The organism is Leptospira ellinghausenii (assembly GCF_003114815.1).
Classification (GTDB): Bacteria; Spirochaetota; Leptospiria; order Leptospirales; family Leptospiraceae; genus Leptospira_A; species Leptospira_A ellinghausenii.
Map to the genome: position 1 here is coordinate 103,877 of NZ_BFAZ01000010.1, position 22,943 is coordinate 126,819.

General features: G+C 36.8%; 25 protein-coding genes. 3 read left to right on the forward strand and 22 right to left on the reverse strand.

Features of this window, described 5'->3' with window-relative positions; translation table 11 throughout:
- Positions 1–13: 13 nt before the first annotated feature.
- The 5 genes from DI076_RS17360 to DI076_RS17380 are packed head-to-tail and all read right to left on the reverse strand — an operon-like array spanning position 14 to position 5,466.
- On the reverse strand, positions 14–1,579 hold the full coding sequence (locus DI076_RS17360; protein ID WP_245918548.1) for an LB_356 family protein: 1,566 nt from the start codon (positions 1,577–1,579) through the stop codon (positions 14–16).
- Positions 1,552–2,274, reverse strand: coding sequence for a glycosyltransferase family 2 protein (locus DI076_RS17365; protein WP_108961122.1), 723 nt, complete (start codon positions 2,272–2,274; stop codon positions 1,552–1,554). The genes DI076_RS17360 and DI076_RS17365 overlap by 28 nt, the downstream gene beginning before the upstream one ends.
- A gap of 1 nt (position 2,275) precedes the next feature.
- Positions 2,276–3,316, reverse strand: coding sequence for an NAD-dependent epimerase/dehydratase family protein (locus tag DI076_RS17370; RefSeq protein ID WP_100715920.1), 1,041 nt, complete (start codon positions 3,314–3,316; stop codon positions 2,276–2,278).
- Positions 3,306–4,781, reverse strand: a complete 1,476-nt coding sequence (locus DI076_RS17375; protein ID WP_108961123.1) for a sugar phosphate nucleotidyltransferase — start codon at positions 4,779–4,781, stop codon at positions 3,306–3,308. Before DI076_RS17375 ends, DI076_RS17370 begins: the two co-directional genes overlap by 11 nt.
- Positions 4,782–4,815: 34 nt before the next feature.
- Positions 4,816–5,466 (reverse strand): hypothetical protein, encoded by a 651-nt coding sequence (locus DI076_RS17380; protein ID WP_245918549.1) that lies wholly within the window; start codon positions 5,464–5,466, stop codon positions 4,816–4,818.
- Between DI076_RS17380 and DI076_RS17385 the strand changes: the two genes are divergently transcribed.
- On the forward strand, positions 5,458–6,966 hold the full coding sequence (locus DI076_RS17385; RefSeq protein WP_174705097.1) for a peptidase MA family protein: 1,509 nt from the start codon (positions 5,458–5,460) through the stop codon (positions 6,964–6,966). The genes DI076_RS17380 and DI076_RS17385 overlap by 9 nt on opposite strands.
- On the opposite strand, the gene DI076_RS17390 is transcribed toward DI076_RS17385, so the two are convergent.
- The 11 genes from DI076_RS17390 to speE all read right to left on the reverse strand — a co-directional run bounded on the left by DI076_RS17390 (position 6,920) and on the right by speE (position 16,932).
- Complete coding sequence (locus DI076_RS17390) at positions 6,920–7,942, reverse strand: DUF1574 domain-containing protein (protein ID WP_245918551.1); 1,023 nt, start codon at positions 7,940–7,942, stop codon at positions 6,920–6,922. The two genes, DI076_RS17385 and DI076_RS17390, sit on opposite strands and share 47 nt — an antisense overlap.
- A gap of 122 nt (positions 7,943–8,064) precedes the next feature.
- On the reverse strand, positions 8,065–8,427 hold the full coding sequence (locus tag DI076_RS17395) for a PLU-1-like domain protein (protein WP_108961125.1): 363 nt from the start codon (positions 8,425–8,427) through the stop codon (positions 8,065–8,067).
- A gap of 58 nt (positions 8,428–8,485) precedes the next feature.
- Positions 8,486–8,932: an SRPBCC family protein gene (locus DI076_RS17400; protein ID WP_108961126.1), complete on the reverse strand. Its 447-nt coding sequence runs from the start codon at positions 8,930–8,932 to the stop codon at positions 8,486–8,488.
- A 103-nt stretch (positions 8,933–9,035) separates the two neighbouring features.
- Positions 9,036–10,349: an SAM-dependent methyltransferase gene (locus DI076_RS17405; RefSeq protein ID WP_174705098.1), complete on the reverse strand. Its 1,314-nt coding sequence runs from the start codon at positions 10,347–10,349 to the stop codon at positions 9,036–9,038.
- Positions 10,306–11,109, reverse strand: a complete 804-nt coding sequence (locus tag DI076_RS17410; RefSeq protein WP_108961280.1) for a DUF1365 domain-containing protein — start codon at positions 11,107–11,109, stop codon at positions 10,306–10,308. Before DI076_RS17410 ends, DI076_RS17405 begins: the two co-directional genes overlap by 44 nt.
- A gap of 8 nt (positions 11,110–11,117) precedes the next feature.
- Positions 11,118–12,389, reverse strand: coding sequence for an NAD(P)/FAD-dependent oxidoreductase (locus tag DI076_RS17415; protein ID WP_108961127.1), 1,272 nt, complete (start codon positions 12,387–12,389; stop codon positions 11,118–11,120).
- A 26-nt stretch (positions 12,390–12,415) separates the two neighbouring features.
- Positions 12,416–13,234, reverse strand: coding sequence for an orotidine-5'-phosphate decarboxylase (gene pyrF, locus DI076_RS17420; protein ID WP_108961128.1), 819 nt, complete (start codon positions 13,232–13,234; stop codon positions 12,416–12,418).
- Entirely contained in the window at positions 13,231–14,109 is an 879-nt protein-coding gene (locus tag DI076_RS17425; protein WP_108961129.1) for a hypothetical protein, read from the reverse strand. The genes pyrF and DI076_RS17425 overlap by 4 nt, the downstream gene beginning before the upstream one ends.
- Positions 14,106–14,831, reverse strand: a complete 726-nt coding sequence (locus tag DI076_RS17430; RefSeq protein ID WP_108961130.1) for a hypothetical protein — start codon at positions 14,829–14,831, stop codon at positions 14,106–14,108. The genes DI076_RS17425 and DI076_RS17430 overlap by 4 nt, the downstream gene beginning before the upstream one ends.
- Positions 14,821–16,080: a hypothetical protein gene (locus DI076_RS17435; protein WP_108961131.1), complete on the reverse strand. Its 1,260-nt coding sequence runs from the start codon at positions 16,078–16,080 to the stop codon at positions 14,821–14,823. The genes DI076_RS17430 and DI076_RS17435 overlap by 11 nt, the downstream gene beginning before the upstream one ends.
- Before the next feature lie 6 nt (positions 16,081–16,086).
- Positions 16,087–16,932 (reverse strand): polyamine aminopropyltransferase, encoded by an 846-nt coding sequence (gene speE / locus DI076_RS17440; protein WP_100727913.1) that lies wholly within the window; start codon positions 16,930–16,932, stop codon positions 16,087–16,089.
- A gap of 140 nt (positions 16,933–17,072) precedes the next feature.
- On the opposite strand from speE, the gene DI076_RS17445 reads away from it, so the two are divergent.
- Positions 17,073–17,522, forward strand: a complete 450-nt coding sequence (locus tag DI076_RS17445; RefSeq protein WP_108961132.1) for a hypothetical protein — start codon at positions 17,073–17,075, stop codon at positions 17,520–17,522.
- Positions 17,523–17,593: 71 nt separating this feature from the next.
- A complete protein-coding gene (locus DI076_RS17450; protein ID WP_100715931.1) occupies positions 17,594–17,983 on the forward strand; it encodes a DUF302 domain-containing protein in 390 nt (129 codons plus the stop codon).
- Between the two features lie 372 nt (positions 17,984–18,355).
- Here DI076_RS17450 and DI076_RS17455 read toward each other — a convergent pair whose 3' ends face one another.
- From DI076_RS17455 to DI076_RS17480, 6 genes are all read right to left on the reverse strand, one after another.
- Positions 18,356–18,997, reverse strand: coding sequence for an HAD family hydrolase (locus tag DI076_RS17455; protein ID WP_108961133.1), 642 nt, complete (start codon positions 18,995–18,997; stop codon positions 18,356–18,358).
- A gap of 234 nt (positions 18,998–19,231) precedes the next feature.
- Positions 19,232–19,978 carry a trypsin-like peptidase domain-containing protein gene (locus DI076_RS17460; RefSeq protein ID WP_108961134.1) on the reverse strand — a complete coding sequence of 249 codons (747 nt, stop codon included), beginning with the start codon at positions 19,976–19,978 and terminating at the stop codon, positions 19,232–19,234.
- Positions 19,979–20,069: 91 nt separating this feature from the next.
- Entirely contained in the window at positions 20,070–20,972 is a 903-nt protein-coding gene (locus tag DI076_RS17465) for a DMT family transporter (protein WP_369689775.1), read from the reverse strand.
- A 7-nt stretch (positions 20,973–20,979) separates the two neighbouring features.
- Positions 20,980–21,462 carry a DUF2505 family protein gene (locus DI076_RS17470; RefSeq protein WP_100715933.1) on the reverse strand — a complete coding sequence of 161 codons (483 nt, stop codon included), beginning with the start codon at positions 21,460–21,462 and terminating at the stop codon, positions 20,980–20,982.
- The gene (locus tag DI076_RS17475; protein WP_108961135.1) at positions 21,462–22,208 is read right to left on the reverse strand and encodes a ferritin-like domain-containing protein; all 747 of its coding nucleotides are present in this window, start codon (positions 22,206–22,208) and stop codon (positions 21,462–21,464) included. Before DI076_RS17475 ends, DI076_RS17470 begins: the two co-directional genes overlap by 1 nt.
- Positions 22,209–22,266: 58 nt before the next feature.
- On the reverse strand, positions 22,267–22,935 hold the full coding sequence (locus tag DI076_RS17480; protein ID WP_108961136.1) for a lysoplasmalogenase: 669 nt from the start codon (positions 22,933–22,935) through the stop codon (positions 22,267–22,269).
- Between the last annotated feature and the right edge of the window lie 8 nt (positions 22,936–22,943).

The following is a 22,943-nucleotide window of genomic DNA, read 5'->3' on the forward strand; positions in this document are numbered from 1 at the left end:
TCCTGGGGAAAGGTTAATTCTCTTTACTGATGATTGGGTCAACGGAAGATTCAAAAATTGAATTATAAAATTTTGCACCCTCATAAGTTAGATGGTGGGGGTCAAAAAAATAACGAACATCAGAAATCGCTTCTGTATGATCAATGACTGTTTGTCCACGTTTTGTTAGCTGGTCCTTTAAGTGAGAGATCCACTCTTTTCTCCATTTTGAATTTTTATAAAAAGCAAATTCAATTGGATTTTCAGGAGATAAGACGATAACAAATGGAATCTGATTTTGATAAAAAAATTCGGAAATTTCTAAGATCCGATTGTATTCAGACCAAGGTTTGAATTCGACAGAGTTTACATTTTTTTTTGCTTCACGGACAACATGTAATCTCCACAATTCTTTTCGGTTTCCAGCATCCTTAATCATTCGTTCAAAATATTCCTTTTGGAACTCGTCCACTGACATTTGAACAAATCGAGTATCATCCCAATAACTTGCCCTTGAATAAGAACGATTTTCAGTTTGGATACCATGACAAAAAAAATGTGCTAACCGAATCCCAACTTCTTCATCCCTGCCATAACGAATTAGGTTGACTTCTTTTGCAGTTGGGAGTTGTGAAAGAATTTGAATCTTTACGATACTCCAAGGTAAATTGGAAGGATTTAATTCTTTCCAATGGATGTCTAACCATCCTGATTTTTGAATGTTAATGATTTGTGTATGAATTGGTGAATTATTAACAAATGTATTCTCATTATCAAAAAAAAGAAATTGGAGTTTTGTATTTTTATTTTGAACAAAAATAGATTCAGTGTCTTTTTGTACCTTACACTCTATCGTTGCAGTTTTTTTTGTCCAACCTTTTGACCAAATTCCTTCTTTTGGAAGGACTCCTTGGTATAAATGGTATTTCCTACCACTTCGAAAATGATTATCAATAAAAACTACAATCGGATCCCAGAAGAAAATTCGGTAACGACTTACGTAAAATAATGCTTTTGTTGCTAGTTTCGAAAATGATTTACGATCTATCTCATTCCAATAATCTTTTAGATATGCTGTAGGGTAAATGGTTTTTGTTGGATAACGAGACGAAAACTCTTTGATCCATGTTTTTTCATCGAATGAAAAGGACTCTCCATTCTTTGCCATATACTCCCATTGTAAATCTGCAAAATTATGTAGGTATACCACCAAACTAGGATTTGTTGAAAGTAAGTTTTCTTTGTAGTAATAAAGATCCGTTGGAGCCATTGCTACATGCGAAAAAAAGGAATACTTTGTAATTCGTTTTTCTTTTTTATTCAGTTCGTCAGGTAATACCGAATACAGGGCTACGGAACTACCTGTTACGATGGTTCTATGTTTGTCTTTGGATGATTGTAATTCTTTTGTTTTGTAAATAAAGTTGTACCAAGGAGAGGAATCCCACTCAGTTTCATTCGGAAATAGGAAAAACAAATCAAAAAAGAATATGCGGTCAAAAAGAAATATTGCACATAACAGCGCAATGGTGGATAAAAATACCTTCCATTTCATTCCGAGTGAGTTTTGATTTAAGGGTACTCGGGAGTTAGTTTCCATTTTCTTAATAAAAGTTTTTTTGCAAATTGGATCGCAAGTTTTAGTACCTTACGGTTAAAACTACTGTTCGAAAAAACATATTTGATTGGGAGTTCTTTTATACTTCCGTTATTTTTGGAAACGATCGATAAAGCTTCCATATGAAAATCAAATGCAACCGACTCTAATGGATATGATGCAATTTTTTCAAACATCTGCTTTGAATATCGTCTATACCCACTTGTGCAATCACGAAGATTGTTCCCGAATAAATTTAGAACTCCATTTGATAAACAATAATTCATTACTTTAGCTGCTAACCATGAAATGAATTTTCGATACAGAGGTACATTGACTGTCGAAGTCCGGGATCCAATCACCAAATCACAATTTGGGAATTGGATAAAGTCTTTTAAATAGGCAGCATCATGTGATAAACCAGCATCCATTGTAACGACCCAATCATATTTTTTTTCGACAGCATACTTCATACCATCCTGAATCCCTTGGGGTATATGAGTATTTTTTTCATGTCGAATTACATTGAGTCGTGTTCCAAATTCTTTTTGGAGTTTCTTTAAAATAGCCGGAGTTTCATCTTTACTAGCATCATCAGTGACAGATACATCAGCATAAACGATGGCACCGCGAACCACCTCTTCGATAGTCGCGGCTTCATTATAAGCAGGAATAATCACTAATGTTTTGTTAGTCATTTTATTTGCCAGCGATGTTGAATACGTCTTTGTTTGCTTCAATCCACTTCAAAAGACGAGTGACCCCTTCTTTCGGCAGAATTTTAGGATTGAATCCAAACTTTTTTGCTTCTGAAATATCACAAATGAAATAACGCATATCACCAGGTCGTTCCACTTCAAAAAGGATTTCCTGTTTTTTCCCAAGAATTTCTCCTATTAAGGTAATACATTCTAATAAGGAAATTTTATGTGGGCTTGCTCCCCCGATATTGTATACACCAGGGATTGGATTTTTGAAAAATTCAAGATACGACTTTGCACCGTCTTCAGCATGTAAGATGTCTCGTGTTTGTTTACCAGTTCCAAAAATTCTGAGTGGTAATCCAAATACGGAACGAATTGCAAAGTTAGCAACCCAACCATGATCCTCGCCACCAAACTGACGTTCACCGTAAATTCCAGTGAAACGAAAACTTGCGGCTTTTACTCCATACATATCAGTATATGAGCGAACATAATGTTCTGCACTCATCTTTGATGCATGGAGAGGAGATATTTGACCAACCATCGTTGGGTGAGTAACTGGGATTTCAACTGGTTCACGAACGTAAGAGGTTTTATCTTCTTTTAAACTATCGTTAATTGAATTTCCGTAAACATGAATAGAAGAAGTGTTTACTACAGGAATTTTATGTTTCCGCGCCGCTTCCATCACATTAAAAGTTCCGATAACGTTTGTGGAAAAATCAAGCTCAGGGTCTTCCCAGGAGATTGTCATTGCTGGTTGTGCTGCAGTGTGAATGATATAATCACAATCGGCACTTCGATCCATCAAATGTTCTAGATTACGGATATCACCTTTCACCATTGTGACACCAAGTGATTTGAGATAGTTCCAATTATAATCTCTTGTCGCATCTGATCCGTAACCAGTTCTTTTTAATTCATATTTTGTCATGTTATCAAAACTGACAACATCCCAACCTTCTTTACGAAATAATTCACAAACATGCGAACCTAAAAATCCGCATCCACCTGTAACCAATACTTTATTCGCCATCGCGACTTTCTCCTAGGAAAAACTTTTTTGATAATATCAATTTGAATATTTGGAATGAATCAGAAATCATATCTCGAAGACGATATTCGATTTGGCCTACTGGCTTAAAATAAGACACAGGAATTTCTATACATCGCATATGTGATCTAACGATATCGATCATCAGCTCAACAATAAATTTTCTATCTTCGACAACAAGTTGTGATCTGACTCGGTCATAAGATTCTCGCCAAACAGAGAAAAATTGGCAGTCGACATCTGTAAATCTAGGCTCTTGTCCCCACCAAAATACTTCGACCAGCTTTCCCATAAGTAAATTCACTAAACGATACAACGGTTTTAGATTTGAGCCTTGTTCAATCATCTGCCTTGTGGTTCTTGTACCGATGACCATATCCGAATCCTTCATATATTCAAGAAGCTTCGGATAATCTTTAGAACGAAAAGAACCATCGGGTGATACAACTACTAAAATATCTCCCGTTGCATATTCAATTCCCCTTCTCACTTGTTCCCCTAATCGTGTAGGATCTCCATCACCAGGGAATGTGTATGTTTTTACTTTTTCTTTTTTTGCAAGCGCAAGAGTATCATCAGTTGATTCATTGTCAATGACTATGATTTCATTAAATTTATCTTTAAAATCAACAATTACATCTGTAATGGAACGTCCATGATTATTGGTTGGGATGATAAGGCTTGTTTTAAACTTGGAAAACAAATCATTTCGCACTTCATAAACAGCGTGATAATAATCCTGCATTGAATTGATGTTAAAGTATTCACAATTCAACATGGTTGCAAATACTCCACCCGTTGACTCTTTTGCCATTTTATCGATAACATCTGTTATCTCAATGACACCCGATTTTGTGGAAGGTGGTGTTTTTTTGAAAAACTCAAAGTATTCAGGTGTAAAAAAATAACTTCCTAATCCCAATAGTTCGTTAGGTGGATTTTCTGGTTTCTCTACCAAATTCAGAATTTTGTCTTCTGACAAAACAACGGAATAGTTTTTACGAATGCGAGACAAAAGAGAAGTTTTGACAACTCCGATGGACGCAGCCATTTTTGGATGTTTTTTCAAAACTTTTAAAAAATTTTCATGGTCAGTTCGGTAATAAAACTCATCACCCAGAATGGTTAAAAATGGCTCTCGGATCGTTTTTTCGAGACTGGCCACATCCGATGCAAGTCCTCGTTCTGTCCATTCCACAGGTTCGATCACAACTTTGGGAAGTGCCAATCGAATTTGTTCTAATTCACTGATAATCTGTTCTTTGAGATGTCCCACAAGGACATACACCTTTTCGATTCCAAAGGTTTTGACCATTAACTCCACGTTCCGATGGAGGATGGATTTACCTTCTATGACAAAAAGGGGTTTTGGAATAAAACTAGTGCGGGGGTAGGCTCTTGTGCCTTTTCCAGCTGCGGCTATCACCCCAATTCTGATCTTTTTCAATGTAAAAGGAAAGTCCCTGGAAGGAACGTTTGGGTCAATTAGAAAAGGATCGTTTCCATTGGTAGAATTGGAGTTCCTGATTCCGTTTGAACCCCGAAAAAGGCTCCCAATTCCCCTTGGAAGGGTTCCAAATTTTTGCGGGCGACTTCCCCCCCAAACCATTCAAATGGAAGCCCCAAAACCCCTCCGTAACCTCAGGAGAGTCTGGGATTTGTACGGCAACAGGGTTCCCTGCACTGTGGTCCAAGTGGAAACGAAAGGGAAGATTTTTTTCGGTTCCGAGTAAGGATTCGGAAATCACCCACTGGTCTTTTTCATTTTTACTTAGGAGGAATACCAAATGGTCACAATCAAACCTGCGTAAGAGGGCAAATTTGGCATCCCAAACCGTTTTGGCCCGAATCTGACAAGCTTCTGGAACTAAAATCCAATTGGTGCCATCCTTCGTCATTTTCCCTACAAACAAGACTTCTTCCCAACCGAAGGTTTTTTTGTAGCGAAGTTCTTGGGCATTGTAAAAAGACTTTCCCTTTTCAGAAAAAATTTCTATCCCTAAAAGTAAGTATCCGTTTTCAGTTGTTTGACGGTCTGAAAAATACAACCCTTCGATTGGCTTTCCATAAAAAGGATTCGTCCAAAGTATGGAGAGAGTAAGGAAAACTAAAATCGCTACATTATGATGCATTTTCGAAAAAAAATCTTACTCCCATTTTTCTTTTTAATCAATTCATTCTCACATTGCAATCCGCTTAATTCTGAAATTGGGAAAAATGACGACCTCATTTTGTTACTCGGATCGTATTCCTTACTGGGAGCCAATTGTTTTTCTGGACCTGATTTATGGGCACGTGATTTACGAACACAAAGTAGTGTCTGTGTTCCCGTCGAACTTGTCAGTTCTGGCACCTACATTGAAGTGTACAAAGAAAAATCCTTATCGTTAAACTTCAACTTAGTCCAATTTGCCAAAGATTTTGATACCATCACATACCCTAGATTAATTGAAACATTTGGAACACCGAGTGACGTTGATGGTGATGGAAAAGTTAAAATATTGGTTATGGATATCAAAGATGGTGCAACGACTAACAGTGCCTATGTTGCTGGATATTTTGACCCTATCAATTATTTCCCAGACAATTTCCTACTCCGGGTCAGATCAAATTTTGCAGAAGTTTTGTATTTAGATGGGAAAGAACTGATCACAGCAAATACCAAAGACCCAAATGCATTTGCATCTACAGCCGCACACGAATTCCAACACTTACTTAGATTCCCAAGAATGTATGAAGCAAATCAATCAGACGAATTGTGGATCAACGAAGGCACAAGTGAAGTTGCAAGTGATATTGCTGGGTATGGTCCTCAAACAAGTCGATTGGATTGTTATTCAGGTGTTAACGATTCTAGATGTGATGACGGAATCAATGGAGTTTCATTATTAGATTGGAATAGCAGTAGTTCAGATGTACTAAAACAATATTCCTTTGCTTATGTATTTATGAGATACCTTTATGATAGTTCTGGAACTAATGATACACAAAGGAAACAATTTTTTCGTAATACGGTGATTGGGGTAGGCGGCACTCGGGCCAATGTCACTGGTAATCTTATGAATGTTTTCAAAACCAGTGCAAATTATGATTCAACCGTACTGACCAATACAAATTCAGATATGTTTTTTAGATTGTTTGCAGTCCTCACAGCACAGAGTTTTGGGATTGGGAATGTATCATCTGTCCAACAAGTAACTAGTGATGGACAAGCGGCAACAACGGTTGATTTGTCTGGAGTGTTGACCAAATACCCTCTTTCTTCCAGTTTGAATCGACTTGTCTCAAACCCTGTGACACCAACAACTAGTAAAACGACGATCAAACAAGGAGCTGCAAATTTCTATACTTCTGCAACCCCTACTTTTTCAGCTCCGAATACACGGAAAAACTATGGAAGACTAACAGGGATTTCGCAAGGAATTGTTTTTTGGGCAGACTCACCTCAAGGATTAAATACAAGTCTTAAATACATCCCAGGAAAGGATGACACTCCCATACAAAATCCAGGCAAACCTAGATCACTTAAATCTGTCATCGAAAATTCAACTAATCATGGGATGATCCCAATTTGTGGAATTGAATTTACAAACGATTTGGCTCATACCTACGAAAGTATTCCAATAAAATAGAACGCATTAAACTTCTATAACAATCTTTGGCGACGTGTCCACCATCAGCATACGCATTACAATTATACGAAGGATCATGTTTCAATTTTAAAATTGAATAGTTATAATTTTTGGTAATTGAATCAATTTCCGTTTCCCATGTTTTCACAAGAGATTCTTTTTCCATCAAGGATTCAAAATCAGGAGATGACAAAGGCCATATAATCACTGCTTTGATTTTTTCCTCTTGTAATCGGTTGAGAATTTTTTCATAAAACCCAAATTGCATATTACTCCTTTGGTAAGATGCAAATAACCAATCAAGTGTTCGATGGCTTGTTAAAAGGAGTGCATTGGAATCTTTTTCCATGTAATTATCAATAGGAGACAAACCGTTTCCATTATGAGAAATTATATAATCATACGTTGACTGGTGCATTCCTAAAACATTATCTAAATATGGATTTTTGTAATTTTTCCACATTTGGTCTAGATAAGGTTTATAAGTTCCAACTGCGAAAAGTTTGCGACCAAGATAAAAGGAAACATGGTCTTTTCCAAACAAAGATAAATTAGAAAGAACATAACCCAAATCAAAACTATAAGTTAAATTCGAACTTTTGAAAACAGAGTTTTGATTGAATTGGTTTGGATCGGTTTCCATGATCACAAGGTCAGGTTTGATACCTGCATCTAATATTTTTGTGAGTTGGAAATCATAATAGGCTGGAGTTGTGACTGCCGAAGATAAATTGTAAATTTCCCAATCTGGATAAAAAGATACTAACTCATCATAATCAAAATACAACAAACGAGAAGATCCTAAAATCAGCATGATTTTTTTCGTTTTAGGAGAGTTTACGCCAGGTTTCTCTTTTAATAATTTTTCTAAAAAATCTGATTTAGCTTTATAATTAACAGCTGTTAAGTCAATTTTGGCAAGTGTTTGGATGTATGGAATCCTAAATATAGAATCCACTAAAAACAAAAAAATCAAAAGGTAAACTGGATAAAAAAGGAACCGTGCCTTGAGCATATCTGAAAGGAGAAAGGAAACGGATTAAAATGTAAAGCGAATTGAGATACCTCCCTCAGACTTTCGAATGAGGGAGTAAGTGATTATGCTACTTGTGTACGAGCAAGTTTGCGTTTCTTTTTGAGACTTAGGAACCAATCATCAGCCTTTCGAACGTGGCTTACTAATTTTTTCACGTGTTCTCTGTTTTCTGGATTTAAGATTTCACGTGCTTCTTGGATGATTTCTTCCACTGTCTTCACATGGAATGTGAAATAACTAGTAAAGAGTTCATAATACTCTCTATCAGTGTTTTCCCAATCCTTTGATTGAATGTCTTCAAACAATTCAGCTAACTGTGGTATGTCGATCTCAGGTGTCGCATCAAAATGATTGTTCATCATTGCGATACGGTCTGTTATATCAGTTAATTTCTGGAAATAAGATTCCAGTTCAGGATATTCCATCTTCCAACCCTCCTTAACAACCCTTACTTTTACCAGGATTTTAGAAAGGGTCGAGAGATCAAGTTTTTTTCATAAATTTGCTGATATCTGGATTCTGTTTTAAAAATTCTTTTAAGAGGACAGCTTGTCCATCCCATGCTTCTTTTGCACTTTCCAACCAAACATTTGATGAATCGTTATCCGGAAATCCTCCGTTAACTATCGTTAGGCTAGATTGGTTTAGTGAGATTGATTCGAAAATCAATTGTAAAAATACATTCCCTGCTGGATGGTCTTTCCACTCCATCACAAGTTCACGAAAAGGTTCTATTTTTATATAAGTTCCATGTGAAGTGAAATTACCTTCCAGTCCAAGTTTCCAAGTCCAAGAAAACTCCCCTCCTACTTTTGGCCTACCACGCACTTCATCTGCCAACCAATGCACTAACACTTCATAAACGGTGACCGCAGACCATAATCGTTCAATTGGTTCATCAAATGTAAAAATAGACTTGGTTTCTCTCATAGACAGAGAAATACGTTTTGAAGCTTAGTTTGGCAAGATGTTTTTTAAAGAATAAAATCCCAATGGATCGAAATAACAACCTTCCATTGGGATTGTTTTTGTTTTAGATATTTAAATTGTTGGGTCTAACATAGACAGATTGTACTACGCTGATATTTCGCATTTGGAAGGCAGCTGCACAATATGCTAAATAGTATCTCCACTTTCGGATAAATGTTTCGCTATACCCTTGGTTTCTTACTTCTGTTAGGTTTTCTTCAAATGCTTTTAACCACAAGCGAAGTGTTTTTGCATAACTGAGTCCCATATCTTCTAAATTGTGAAGATACATGTCACCAGTTCGGTTAATGGCTTGGTTCATTCGGCCTATAGATGGGAGAAGTGATCCTGGGAAGATATGTTTTTGGATAAAATCAATTCCCTTTTTAAAAGAAGTGAACCTAGCATCCGGGCAAGTGATCACTTGTAAGGCCATGATTCCATCTTGTGTGAGTAAATCTTGGCATTTTTGGAAGAAGGTTTCGTAAAATGCATCCCCCACAGCTTCTAACATCTCTACAGATACTAATTTTGTAAATTTACCTTCAATTTTACGATAATCTTGGATTCGAATTTCAATTTTGTCGGATAAACCTTCTTTTTCAATCCTTTCCTTTGCAAATTTGTATTGTTCCTCAGATAATGTAACAGTAGTTACTTTACATCCGTAGTTTTTTGCTGCGTGTATGGATAAAAATCCCCATCCACTTCCAATTTCCAATAAATGATCTTTCGGGTTTAATTTTAACTTTTGGCAAAGTTTATCAACTTTGATCGTTTGTGCTTCTTCAAGTGACTGATCGAGAGATTCAAAATAAGCAGAACTATATGTCATTGTTGGATCAAGAAATAACTTATAAAAACTATTTCCCAAATCATAATGTTCCACAATATTCTTTTTACTTCCAGTTAGGGTATTCCTTCGGAGGAAATGTAAGAATTTATTCCCCAAATTGAATAAATCCAAATGGAATAGTTTTTTCTTAGCTCCAGATAAATTAGGAGCTTCGTCCACATTTAATATGAACCATGAAATAACATTCTCAATGGAATCTGTATCCCAATCTCCAGTTAAATATGATTCGGAAAATCCAATGTCACCATGTAACACTGATTTTTTGAAGAATACAGGATTTTTAACATGGATCAGTGCCGAGTGAAACTTTGGTTCATATTTACTGTTGGTATCACCCAATATCACTTGTTCTCCATTTGGGAGAATCATTCGAAGGGATCCACGTTTCATGGAACTCATGGCTTTAAAAAATATTTTCCTGTAAATAGGATATTGTTCGGTAACCGACTTATCCTTTAGTTCACTAAAAAGCTCTGAATCAATCGTTTCTTGTAAAAGGGACTGGTTCGCTGATTTTTCCAAGGGGAACTCCTGTTTGTTTCTCTAAGTTTTGGTGTTTCTTTATGTAAGGGATTTTTTTGATCCACAACTTGAATGCTTGCCAATGAATCAATGTTATTATTTTGACGGTAATAATTGGAAATTGGATGAAAAGTTTTAATAAGTATTTCGATCTAAAGCGAATTTTTTTTCCTATAAAGGACGTAATCAAAATTCGTTTCCCAGCCTCATAAGAGTCGACTCCGATCTGTAATTTTTCATTGGGTACATTCAGTCGAAATTCAAATTCGGAATCTAAAGGGATAAATGGTGAGACATAAAAGTTCTTTGGTTCTCGTATGTATACCTCGGGATCTGCAATGGTTCCCTTCCCTTTTTGGAATGTACCAATGTATGGTTTGATTTCCCCGAAAGTATTCCCTACTTCTGCTATGGCAACAAGTGGTTCCCCCGATCCACCAAAACAAAAGTAAAAACTAACAGGATTGAATACATAACCCAGAACTCTTAGATTGGTTAAGAGAAAAATTTTACCAATTGGCCCTTTGACACCTGAAGCTTCTAAAAACGTTTTAACATTTTCATAAATGGATTCTTTTCCGAATTGTAGATGGTCTTTGTCATAAAAGGAAAACAGATTCCACCGATTCCTGGAAAACAATAAACTAGACTTCGCCAAGTTATCAATTTCTTCCAAATCCAAATAAAAATTAAATATTTTATACTGGAATTTGTTTTGAGTGGGAGCGGTACGCATATGAAATACGTCCGCTTCATACATACAGGAATTTAAGTCCATGGGTCTCTTTTTAAAATACTTTTTGATACATTCACTGCAGACAAAAATCCATCTTCATGGAATCCATATCTAAAATAAGCACCTGCATAATAAATTGGCCCATCTTCATTTAACATGGGCAAACGATTTTGACCAAGAGACGCTTCGACCGAAAACAATGGATGTTCATAATCAATTTTTTTGATCGTATGGCTTTCTTTTACACGTCCAGGATCATTGATTGTTACAAAATAATTCTTCTTTTTGGAAACATTTTGCAAACGATTCATCCAATAGATGGTGTATGGTTCCAATTTTCCACTGTTTGATTCTGTGATTTTATAATTCCAACTCGACCAACAAGATTTGATGGATGGCATGTCAGAATCATCAGTATGTAATGTGGCTGTATTGTGTTGGTATTTGTAGAGAGGGAGTAATTCTTTTTCGAGTTTTGTTGGATTCCCTAGTAATTTTGCGGAAATATGTCCATGTGTCGCAAGAAGGACTTTGTCAAACACTTCCTTTTTCCCTTCCGGCAACACAAGTTCCACTTTTCCGTTCGGCAAACGGTTCACGGCAAGCACAGGTGTATTCAATCGGAATCGGTCTTGGATGGGAGGAACGATTCGTTTTACATATTCTTTGGATCCTCCATCAACTGTATACCACTGGTGTTGTGTACTTAAGCCCAAAAACCCATGGTTGTAAAAAAATCGAATGAGTGATTTAGCAGGAAATTCCAACATCAAATCAGGCGGAGTAGACCAAACAGCCGAACTCATGGGAACCAGATAATAATTGAGAATGTCTTTTCCATACCCAAAGGTTTCCATATAACGGCCCAAATTCCAATCATCGTATGTTGGGTTATCTAAAATTTTCGGTGCTTCCGTATTAAATCGATTAATCTCGAGTAACATTTTTAAGTAACGAGGACGGAAGAGATTTTTTTTCTGTGCAAATAAACCAGAGAGCCCAGATCCACAAAACTCCAGTTTGGTGGGATCATATTGTACACTGAATGACATATCCGATTTTTTGGTCGGTACATTTAAGGTTTGGAATAAACGTAATAAATTGGGATAAGTAACATGGTTGAATACAATAAACCCAGTATCAATGGGAATTTGGATCCCATCTTCTTCTACCATGACTGTATTGGTATGTCCGCCGATATAATCGGCATGATCAAAAATGGTTAATTCAAAATCGTTTTTTAAAAAGTGAACTGAACCTAAACCTGCGATTCCAGTTCCGACAATTGCTAATGTTTCTTTCACTTGATTTCCTAATGGTGATTAGACCGTTAAGAAAAGAGTTGGTTCATCAGCAAATGTACTTCTTCCGATTTCTTTTTAGAAACTTCTCCAAAATTTTCAGCAACCGTACTCATGGTGATCCCACGTGATGAATTGATAAGAGCTTCTTTGCCACTTGCTTTGATAATGGCTTCTAAATCACCACCTTGTGCTCCGAAACCAGGGATGAGAAAACATAACTCAGGGTGACGGTCACGTAAGGATTCAATTTCAGAGGGATGGGTACCACCGACAACTAAACCCAATTGTCCAGGATAAGATTCTGCCAGACGCGCCATTTGGTCACTCACCTCTTCGTATACGTACAAATCGCTGGACCCAATCCTTAGTTTTTGAAAATCAGATGAACTTGGATTTGAGGTTAACCCTAAAACAAATAGATACCCACCCAAATCTAAATAGGGAATAAGGCTATCTCGACCCATATAGGGATTCACTGTGAGGGCATCCACCTTTAAGGTTTGGAAAAAATACTTTGCATACTCTTTTGCCGTATTCGCAAGGTCCCCACGTTTGGCATCCATCACAATGGGAACTTCTGGGGAAATTTCCTTCATTAAGTGAACTGTATGTTCTAGCGCAAAATAACCCTCTGCACCAAGCCGTTCAAAAAAGGCAATGTTGGGTTTCCAAGAGACTGCATAAGGATGGGTGTATCGAACGATGGTTTCTGCAAAAAACACAAGAGGTGATTTTGAATCCAAACAGGGTTTTGGTAATTTTTCCAATTCAGGATCCATTCCGATGCATAATAGGGATCGTAAATTGTCTCTTCGGGAATGGAATTTTGTTAAAAATGAAGTCATGGAATGGATTTTGATTCCTTAAGTTTTTTCTTTTGTTTTCGCTTTTCTAATTCGAGAGGGATTTCTCTTTTTTTATAACGACCATAGATATGGCCAGGGATAACAGCGACAGCCGTTAATGGGTTCACTACCACATCTCCGATGGCTCCACCCACATACGTAGAGTAAGCAGGTGTTAACAATTCATAAGATGAGTTTAATTGAGCCGTGTCTTCTTTCTCTGCAAAATAATTTAATGCATCGTCAGAAGCTTTGGCCTCATGGTAAAGAGCTCCAACAACTGGAATGGCATAAACAACTGCATACAAAGTCCTTTTTTCTCTTTGTGAAAAATCCTTTGCATGCCCACCTTCATGGATCACGACTGGTGGTAAGTCAGAGTAGACGTTGATAGTATTGGTAAAAGAATTATAATGATCACCACCGATAGTACCTGCGAATAATCTACCTGGCAAAAACGTATAGGCAAGGAGAGAAATGGATCCAAAAAAATATCGGATTACTGGATTAATGTTTTTGTTTTTAGGAAGTCTACGCCATTCCGATAGAGGAGCATACTGGTTAAAACGGACTTTAACATCTCTTAAGTTGTTTTCTTTGATGTAACGGATTAAGTATTCTTTGGTTTCTTTTGAAATATAATGGTTATCTGCTTTGAGATTCCATAATACCAATTTGGAGGGAAGTGAAAAAACCCAATTCCCCGTTTGGTCCAAAATCCAAATTGGTTCCCCTTCTTCAAATTGAGGATCATCTTCTGTAAATTCAGGGCTTGGATGGTAAGGATTCCCATAATTATATGGTTTTTCCAAGGAATAACAATTGGAAAAAAATACCATAAACCCCAAAAACAAGATGAATCCATATCGTTTCATAAACTATCTAAAATTTCCTTTAACTTTGGATCCACTGGCTCTTGTTTGGTGGGTGTTTGTTTGGGAATGATTTTTTGATCCTCTAACTTTTGTGATTCGGTGGATTTTTCAGTGTAACCAGAACGTATTTCTAATTGGGTAAATAGTTCTGTCAACGCATTTCGGCCCAATTGGTTTAATTGGTCTTCGCGGTTCCCGCGAAATCCATTATAAGGCACATACCACAAAAGAGGTACAACAGTGATGATACTCCCTGTTAAAAAACAGTTAGTAACCTTCGAATCAATTTCATCATAATAATTAATTTCTTCTTCGGCATAACCTCGGATTTGGATTTTTGCCTTCAACCGAACATATGTTAAATTTCTAGAACACCGATCCAAAGATACTAATTGGAATTCTTCTACAGATATAGAACCCCCTCTTTCTACAAGTAATGGGTACCGTGACTCTCGGATGGAAAGTTCTTTTCGGATGAGATAGGATAATGGGCCGTATTCATTTTGTAAGGCTTCGGAATCAAAAAAATAGGGATCATACACTGCCATTTGCCTTCGATTTTCTTGTTTGACCTGGATGACAATATGATCCATTTTTTTTACAAAATCATATTCCCTTTCATTTGGAAAAACTCGGTACACTCGCAACGAAATTCCACACTGCAAAAACCCAAAGAGAGACAATAACAAACATAGACAATAAAGGAATCGTTTAGTAAACATAAGTATACCCAAAATACAAATTCGAAATACCATAGGATCTCATTGGACGACCCTTGCCTCCATCTGCTTCATAATACGCAGAACTCACAAAATAATCCCTAACACCGGCTAGGTAAGACTCTTGGTTTAAGGCACGAAGTCCTGGTGCTTGCGATTCATTGGCACGCCAATTGTATTGTATGGCTTGTAAACCCAGATGGAATTTATGATTCGGAAAGGGAACCCAATTCAATTGGGCATTGAGATTCAAACCAACAATCGTCGTTAGAATTCGTTTTTCTGAGAATAAAGAATACACTTCATCTGTTGTGGTTCGTTCACCCCCAAATCGGCTAATTCCTCCACTACTTGTCAAACTATCCCTTCTGTACTTTAAACTCCCAACAGGGGTAAAAAACAAATCACCACCCAATTCATAGGAATAATTTTCAAAAAACTGATGCACAAATTTAAAACCTGTACTCGGAGCCACATATTGGATTTTATCTCGGAAAAGTCCTGTTTGCCCCAATGATTGTGAATTTTGAGATGAATTTGTATTTAATGATCCCATTCGAAATCCAAATTCCCACACAAATCTCTTGTTATGCGAATATTCATCATGAACTAATACAGATAATTTATGGTCTGCGCTATAAAATCGATCCGTTTGGAATCCTAATTGGAAACCTGCAATGTCCCCCATCGAAAAAAAGTTTCTCGTGGTATTAAACTGCATATATACATATTCCATACCCCATTTTTTGGAACTATGTTGGTAGGAAATCCTTGGAGAAAAAGTATCTGAATTTTTTCTTGTATCTTCCCATTCCAATTGGTAAGGAAGTGTGCGGATATTTTGGTATCCCATGGGGGACCTAGGAAAATAAGGAGTGCCTGCTTGGAACGCAACTCTTCCATCATCTAACGCCCATTCCTTGCCGGAACGAAATCCTGCGTTTTGGCTTAAAAAACGAAACCCAAATTCCCAATTCCCATTCATAAATTCAAGTGAGCCGTTCTTCGTGGTTGGTAAATTTTGGTTAGGTGGGAGATAAACTGATTCGTACTCTTTGGATTGAAAATTTTCCTTTCGTATCCGTTTGATTTTTTCTCGGATGAGGTTTGCTTTTTTCGGATAACCTCGTTCTTCATACGATTCGGCTTCCAATTCCATCTCTGTTGCTTTTGTTTCTTGTGCAAATAATAGATTTGTACTCCCCAAAAGAGAAAAACAAAAAATGAAATTGGAAACGAATCGAAATTTCACAAAGTTTTAACCTTTTCGTTTGATATAAGCTTTTGCAAACTCAGGTAAGACAAACGCAGCTTTGTGGATTTCAGGGCTATAGTACTTAAGTCCTTTTGGAACTCGTTTTGGATCTGGTGTGACCGAATACGGATCAATTGCATTGGATAAAAAAGTAAACCCAATGATTCCAGATGGGTAAGTGGGAATGGTTGTGTAATAGTATCCATACTCAGGGAAAATTTTCGGAATGAATTCAAAGAGTGAAGTGATCACATCTCCATGGTACCAAAACGATTCTGCTTGAGTGGCAATGATCCCAGTAGGTTTTAAGGCACTTGCCATATCACGAAAAAATGGCTCCTTAAACAAAACTTCTGCAGGGCCCACGGGGTCACTGGAATCCACAAGGATCACATCAAAACGACCTTTGTTGTCTCTTGCAAATTTGGCTCCATCATCGTAATGGTGAATGACTTTCGGATCTTTCATGGCATCTGCACATTCTGGAAAGTATTTGTAACTGATGTCGACAACTGCTTTGTCAATCTCACACAAAACAACTTCTTTGACAGATGGGTGTTTTAATACTTCACGAACCGTTCCCCCATCTCCTCCTCCAATCACAAGAACAGATTCTGGATTGGGATGACTCATCATAGGGATATGTGCAATCATCTCATGATAAGAATGTTCGTCTTTATTTGTAACCATTGTTACACCATCTAAAGTGAACATACGACCGAATGATTGTGTTTCAAATATATCAATTTTTTGGAACGGAGATTGTAGGCTTTCGATTGTCTTTGTTACTCGGTAACTGACGGCTCGCCCTTTTTCTAATTCCAATTTTTCTGTGTACCAAATCTCCATTAAATGCTCCTAAGGATTCTCTCTTTGAACCAGAATAGGAATGGGAAGAAGAAGGTGTAGTTTTTTTTAATGATTTAGGAATGGGAGAGGTTAAAAATTGAACTTGGCGGGAATCAGTCAGTTCCATTCCATAGGTTTGTATGCAGAAATATTCTCGCGTTTTTTACCTCGTTGGTTTTTTAGCTATGCCACTCTTTATTTTACTTCTGGTTTTTGGTTATATCAAAATCAACCAAATGGCAAGTGAAGAAATCCATTGGGGCCATAATAAATCATTTGCGTTTGGGCAAGCTTCCAGAGAAGGGAAACTCATTTTATTATCAGTCACAAAGTCGCGTTGTGAAATGTTAAAGGGATTGGAATGTGGGGAAGGAAAACCTGACCTTGGCACTTATGTCCTGCTCAATTTCACTCCTCGCGATAATGAATTCCAAACCCTCATTTTGGATGATCGTTTTGCCTCACTGAAAACGGACCAACTCCCTCAATACTTTCTATTGAATGCTTCGGGCGAAATTAGGCATACTTCGAACCAACTTCCCAGTGTAGAAGAAATGCAAAAACTCCCGAAAAAAGAAACTTCTCCTTAAAAATTTAAAAAAAGCTCTTGCAACTTCCCACTTCTCCTATACCCTATGGGGTATAGGATTTCGGAGGATTTATGTTAGGGTTAACCGTTCACAGAAAAAAAAGTTTTGAAGAAACCATAAACGATACAACGGAAGCGTTAAAAAAAGAAGGGTTTGGAGTTTTGACTACCATTGATGTCAAACAAACCTTAAAAGACAAAATTAACGTTGATTTCAAACGTTATACCATCCTCGGTGCATGTAACCCTAGTTTTGCGCACAGAGCCCTACAAACTGCCGACGAAATTGGAATGTTGTTACCATGTAATGTGGTCGTGACAGAAGAAAAAAACGGAGAAATCAAAGTATCCATTTTTGATCCCATGACGATGACTAAACTCGTCCAAAATTCCGAACTGGAAACCATCGCCAAAGAAGTGCAGGACAAACTTGTCCGAGTGATCCACCACCTTCACGAATAACAAAAAAGAACCTTCCAAAATTTGGGGGCGCCTCGCCAATGGATGAGAATTTCGTATTCTTTCCATTAGGCGATCCCGCTGTCCGCTGCAATCTTTCGCCTTGCGAAAGGATTTCCGCTACCATCGGTGGCGCGGGACAATTGCCTTCCTACCTAAAAAGAATCAAAACAACGCAGATCAAACTTTACATCCACAGTATGAATACAACAACTAAGATTACAACTGGATACATACAAATCGAATATTTTCAAGGTTAGAAATCAAAAATAGTACCAAAAAAACTTAATAAATGATAAAGAAATCCAGCTTCAAACCAAATTACTATATACGCAATGTCGATATTGGTACGTCCGAAGCAAAATATATCAATCACTAAAATTCGTAAATTTTTTTATCTTTAAAATTATCAATAACGATATCCGCTAGGGATAGATCTTGATTTCCTGAATTTGGATTAAAAAAACCGATGCAAAACATATTAGCTGCTTTTGCAGCTTTAATTCCGTTTGTACTATCTTCTATGACGACACAATTATTTATGTTACAATTAAAAAATTGAGAAACTTTTAAGAAGATCTCTGGATTAGGTTTTCCTAGGGTGACTTCTTCGCCACTTATAATGAAATCGAAATAATTTGTGATGTTAAGTTTATTTAAGATCAAGTTAATATTTTTACGTAAAGATGATGAGGCAAGAGCGATTTTATAATTTTTACTTTTTAAGAAATTTAAATATTCTATAAGGTAGATAGTAGGCTTTAATTCTAAACTGGAAAGTGTATTAAATTTCATTTCCTTTTCTAGTTGAATGTAATGATCAATTTCTTCAGGGAGATTGAATTCTGATTTTAAAAAATTCCAAAATATTTTTGCAGAAATACCTACATATTTCTGATGAATATGAATCGGTAAATTAAATCCCATCTCATGAAACCATTTTTGATTCATGTCTAAATAAATTTTTTCGCTATCTAGGATAACTCCATCCATATCAAAGATAAAAACATTTTTCATAATTTAATTTAAAATTTTCCCCAGTTTTTAGGAAAGTTTTTTTGCTATGGCGCATAACAAACAAGCCAAAATGACGTAGGCTGACCCTTAGTTCCGGAATGGGAAGTTAGGGACTAACATGAAGTTTGCGGATGCAAACGAGTGACAGAAGGGAAATTTGCCACAGGCCGAGTGCCGAAACGGCAAGGTGCTGTTATACAGCCGTAAAAATGTAGAAAAAATCACGCAATTAAACTATTTTCCTTCTTCTTTTTCAAGTATCGCATTTACTAATGAATTTAAATCTAAAATATAATTCGCCATAGCAAATTTGTTTGTATAAATGTCGTCTTCAAAATAAAAATATGAAAAGCCTACAAACTCGCCTTTAATATTAAATAGTAAACCTGGATCTGGAATAATTCTTGATCTCGATGAGATCAAAAGGCTTTCCTTAGTTGAATATTCATTTTGAGGATAAATTTCATCACTAATATTGATTTTTGAGATGGATGTTAAAGCATTTACAGATTTATCTTTCTGATTATGAGTAATTAAAATTAGAAATTGCCCAATTTTCAATTTTGAATCATTACTGAAGCGAATAGGTTTTAAAATCACATTATTTGCAACTTTTAAGATTGCGAGATTATTCTTTTCGTCTATACCTACAAGTTTGCCAGGAATTTTTCTTCCGTCTGCGAAGGTAATTTCAAAATCGGAATTAAACTTACGAAGTGCATAGCGATTAATAATGATGAGTCCATCTAAATTGAATATAAATCCTACCCCGAGTTGCCTAGAAAGAACATTTTCTGAATCTGTTTTCTCTTGATTCTTTACACTAACAATTACAATTGATTCCTTAACATCATTGAATATATATTCAGGTAATTGATTTAAAATTGATTCAGCGAAATTTAAATTTATATTCTGTGAGAGTATTATATTACTTTGAAGTATAAGAACAATTTTGATAATACATTTAATAGCGTATTTCATAATTTCTCCTATTTTTCCCCTATTGACGCATAACAAGAAAATAAATGATTAACCAATTTCACTGAAACCTATCCCTAAAAAGAATAAATCTCTACACAAGTTTCTCTTTTTCCCGTATCCGAGACTCATTCTGTTTCCGAAACACTTCCATCACAGCACAAAACAAAATCACCCCTCCACCGAGCCAAAGTCTATCGGGCGGAACTTCCCCTAAAAAATACCATGCCGCCAAACTCCCGTAAATTGGGCTTAATGTGGACAATGTTCCCGCCGTAGTCACAGATAAATTTGACAAACTGCGAATCCAAATGGTATGGGCAAGGGATGTAAAAATTCCCGCAAGGATCACTTGGAAGAGGAGATACTTCGGTTCTGCAAGCATAGGGATAAGTCCATCGGCAAAGGGTAGTAAAACCAAGGAAGTAGCTAAAAGTTGGGTGAATAAAATTTGAGAACTTGGGTAATGGACATGCATCTCTTTTGTTAGCAAGTTTCGGATTGCATATAAAACAGCTGAAACAACACCCCAAACCACACCTTGGAACATTTGGTTGTCCCAAGAAAGATCGGGCACGATGAGAAATAATCCAAATAGTGAAAAAGAGGCCAAAAATAAAGCAAATGGTTCTGGTTTATTTCCACCTAATATTGGTTCGAGGATTGCAGAAAATACTGGGTAAGTAAATAGAGACAACATCCCAACGGCCACTGTGGAAACTTGGATGGAGTGGAAGTATGTTACCCAATGTAAGGCAAACAAAATTCCAATTCCAAATACATAACTAAAGTGTTTAAAACTTTGGTAGTTTATCGGCTTACGCCTTAGGATAAAAAATAACCCCAATATCAATACAGAAAACAAAGCACGACCAGAGATAATGGTAACCGCAGGAAAAGGGAGGAGTTTGGCAAACAAAGTGACGTTCCCCATAATGAGGATCGTCAAATTGAGTTCTAATACAGAACGAAGGAAAGACGGGGAAGAAGTTTTCACTTCTTCCTTAGGATTCAACCCCTAGAAATTTGGCGATGGATTTTCTGTCCTTCTCCAAACTATGTTTGTGAATTTCTTCGATCGCTTTTTCCACAATCGGAGAAACAAAGAGCAAACTAGAAACCACATCCACATCATAAGAACGTTTGGAATCAGATCCACTTGCCTCGTACTTACTTTTCCCTTTAATCACAAATACATTATCTTTGCCAGGTGGGGCAATTTTAAATTCATGTGTGTTGGTTGTGGTATCAAAGGTAGACTCTTCTAACAAAGAAAGATCATTCAGTGCCGCCGATAAAACGGCAGGCATTGATCCTTCTAAACTCACCTTTCGTTTTTGGTGGATGAGGTTCCCTTCTTTTTTTTCTTCGAGTAACGTCACATTCTTTAGATCCGGAAACTGGTCTAGGTGTTTGTATCTCTCTTCTCTTGCATGCAAAAGTTTATCTAAGGGAACTGGGAATGTATGGGTAACTTGGTATTTCACTATTTTTTCTTACCTTTTTTCTTTGCTGGTTTTGCCTTTGGTTTGGCTTTTTTAGCTACTGGTTTTGCGGCCTTTTTCACAGCTTTTTTCGCCTTCACTTTGTTTTGTGGTTTAGCAACAGGTTTGGATGTTGGTTTTGCCTTTGCCGAAGTATTTGGTTTCGCACTTGGTTTTGACTTCCCTTGTGACTTCGAAGGTTGGTTTACCTGTGCGAGTAAATCTTCATCTTCCCAATAAAAAACTTGGTCTGCTGGAGTGGACTGTTCCATCGCCATTGCTTGGGCTTCCAAAAGTGAATTATTGGATTCATTAAAATTTGCTAATTTTTGAAACAATAAATTGATTTTTGGATCTTGGAATTTCCCACGTACGGTCGCATAAAAATTACGTGCATCTTCCCCTTCGCGAATGGCAAGTTCAATTGCCTTCTTTTCGTCAGCTTTGACTTCCGCATTTTTGTTTCGGTCCAAACGATCCATTATCTTTTGGATGGTGGATGAATGGAATTTTTCAATCTCCGAAAGTTGTTTGAGGTTAGGAAGTTCTTTCCCCTCTGCACTTTTATAAATGTCTTTGATGTATTTGATGTGCTCATCACCATCTAACGCAAGTTGGCTGAAAAGTTCTCTAATTTGACCTTCAGGCAAACTTTCAGATAGTTTAAGATAAAAATTGAAACATTGAACCTCATGTTCAATCGCAGCTGCTACTGCTTCAATAAAGGATGTTTTTTTTAGCGATTTCATAATCCCTTTCCCTGGTTTTGTAAAACCATAAATACGATACTCGTTTGAGCGAAGCGAATCAAGTATTTTTCACTGATTGAACATCTAACTCTTCTGTCTTTGTTGCAGCATATATGAGTAGTTGTGCAAGATAATACGTGATCATAATTCCAAGAGAAGCAACGGATCGGTCCATTTCACGGTTGAGAAACATTGAATATGCGATAATGGAGTCCGATAGGATAAAAACCAGTGCACCAAGGAGACCCAAATAAAATGGTTTTGTGATGGAATTCCTTGCAGCTGCCCGCCAACCCATAAGGCAAATGGCAGAGATATAAAATCCGACAGGGATGGTTAGAGCTCCGAGTTTCGGAACAAGGACCATAAAGAAAGAACATCCAAATAATAAAAATGGAATGGCAAGGACCGGTTTGATTTTGGAATCAATGGTGAATGCATACGAATAAATCAATTGGGCAATGAGAAATGAGCCAAGCCCTGGGACAAAGTATCCTTCTTTTGGGATGGCCAAAAAACTATCTCCAAATAGAGAAAAAACAAGTCCTACTGCTACCAATTTCCCTCGTTTTTCCAATGTGGGAAACGAACGAAACAATGCTACAATCAAGATTAAGATTGGGACAATTTTGGAAGGTAGATAAAAAACATCTTCCTTTGAGATCGTAACGATCGCAAGTAGATGTACAACAGAAAAGAGAACAAACAAAACAATTTCTTTAGCCATATTTCTTA

Coding starts and splice junctions, on each gene's coding strand:
- DI076_RS17445 (WP_108961132.1), top strand. CDS start 17,073: ATGCAGAAATATTCTCGCGTTTTTTACCTCGTTGGTTTTTTAGCTATG.
- DI076_RS17480 (WP_108961136.1), bottom strand. CDS start 22,935: ATGGCTAAAGAAATTGTTTTGTTTGTTCTCTTTTCTGTTGTACATCTA.
- DI076_RS17360 (WP_245918548.1), bottom strand. CDS start 1,579: ATGGAAACTAACTCCCGAGTACCCTTAAATCAAAACTCACTCGGAATG.
- speE (WP_100727913.1), bottom strand. CDS start 16,932: ATGGAGATTTGGTACACAGAAAAATTGGAATTAGAAAAAGGGCGAGCC.
- DI076_RS17460 (WP_108961134.1), bottom strand. CDS start 19,978: ATGAAATACGCTATTAAATGTATTATCAAAATTGTTCTTATACTTCAA.
- DI076_RS17380 (WP_245918549.1), bottom strand. CDS start 5,466: ATGCATCATAATGTAGCGATTTTAGTTTTCCTTACTCTCTCCATACTT.
- DI076_RS17455 (WP_108961133.1), bottom strand. CDS start 18,997: ATGAAAAATGTTTTTATCTTTGATATGGATGGAGTTATCCTAGATAGC.
- DI076_RS17365 (WP_108961122.1), bottom strand. CDS start 2,274: ATGACTAACAAAACATTAGTGATTATTCCTGCTTATAATGAAGCCGCG.
- DI076_RS17385 (WP_174705097.1), top strand. CDS start 5,458: ATGATGCATTTTCGAAAAAAAATCTTACTCCCATTTTTCTTTTTAATC.
- DI076_RS17395 (WP_108961125.1), bottom strand. CDS start 8,427: ATGGAATATCCTGAACTGGAATCTTATTTCCAGAAATTAACTGATATA.
- DI076_RS17410 (WP_108961280.1), bottom strand. CDS start 11,109: ATGTATGAAGCGGACGTATTTCATATGCGTACCGCTCCCACTCAAAAC.
- DI076_RS17370 (WP_100715920.1), bottom strand. CDS start 3,316: ATGGCGAATAAAGTATTGGTTACAGGTGGATGCGGATTTTTAGGTTCG.
- DI076_RS17430 (WP_108961130.1), bottom strand. CDS start 14,831: ATGTTTACTAAACGATTCCTTTATTGTCTATGTTTGTTATTGTCTCTC.
- pyrF (WP_108961128.1), bottom strand. CDS start 13,234: ATGACTTCATTTTTAACAAAATTCCATTCCCGAAGAGACAATTTACGA.
- DI076_RS17450 (WP_100715931.1), top strand. CDS start 17,594: ATGTTAGGGTTAACCGTTCACAGAAAAAAAAGTTTTGAAGAAACCATA.
- DI076_RS17425 (WP_108961129.1), bottom strand. CDS start 14,109: ATGAAACGATATGGATTCATCTTGTTTTTGGGGTTTATGGTATTTTTT.
- DI076_RS17400 (WP_108961126.1), bottom strand. CDS start 8,932: ATGAGAGAAACCAAGTCTATTTTTACATTTGATGAACCAATTGAACGA.
- DI076_RS17475 (WP_108961135.1), bottom strand. CDS start 22,208: ATGAAATCGCTAAAAAAAACATCCTTTATTGAAGCAGTAGCAGCTGCG.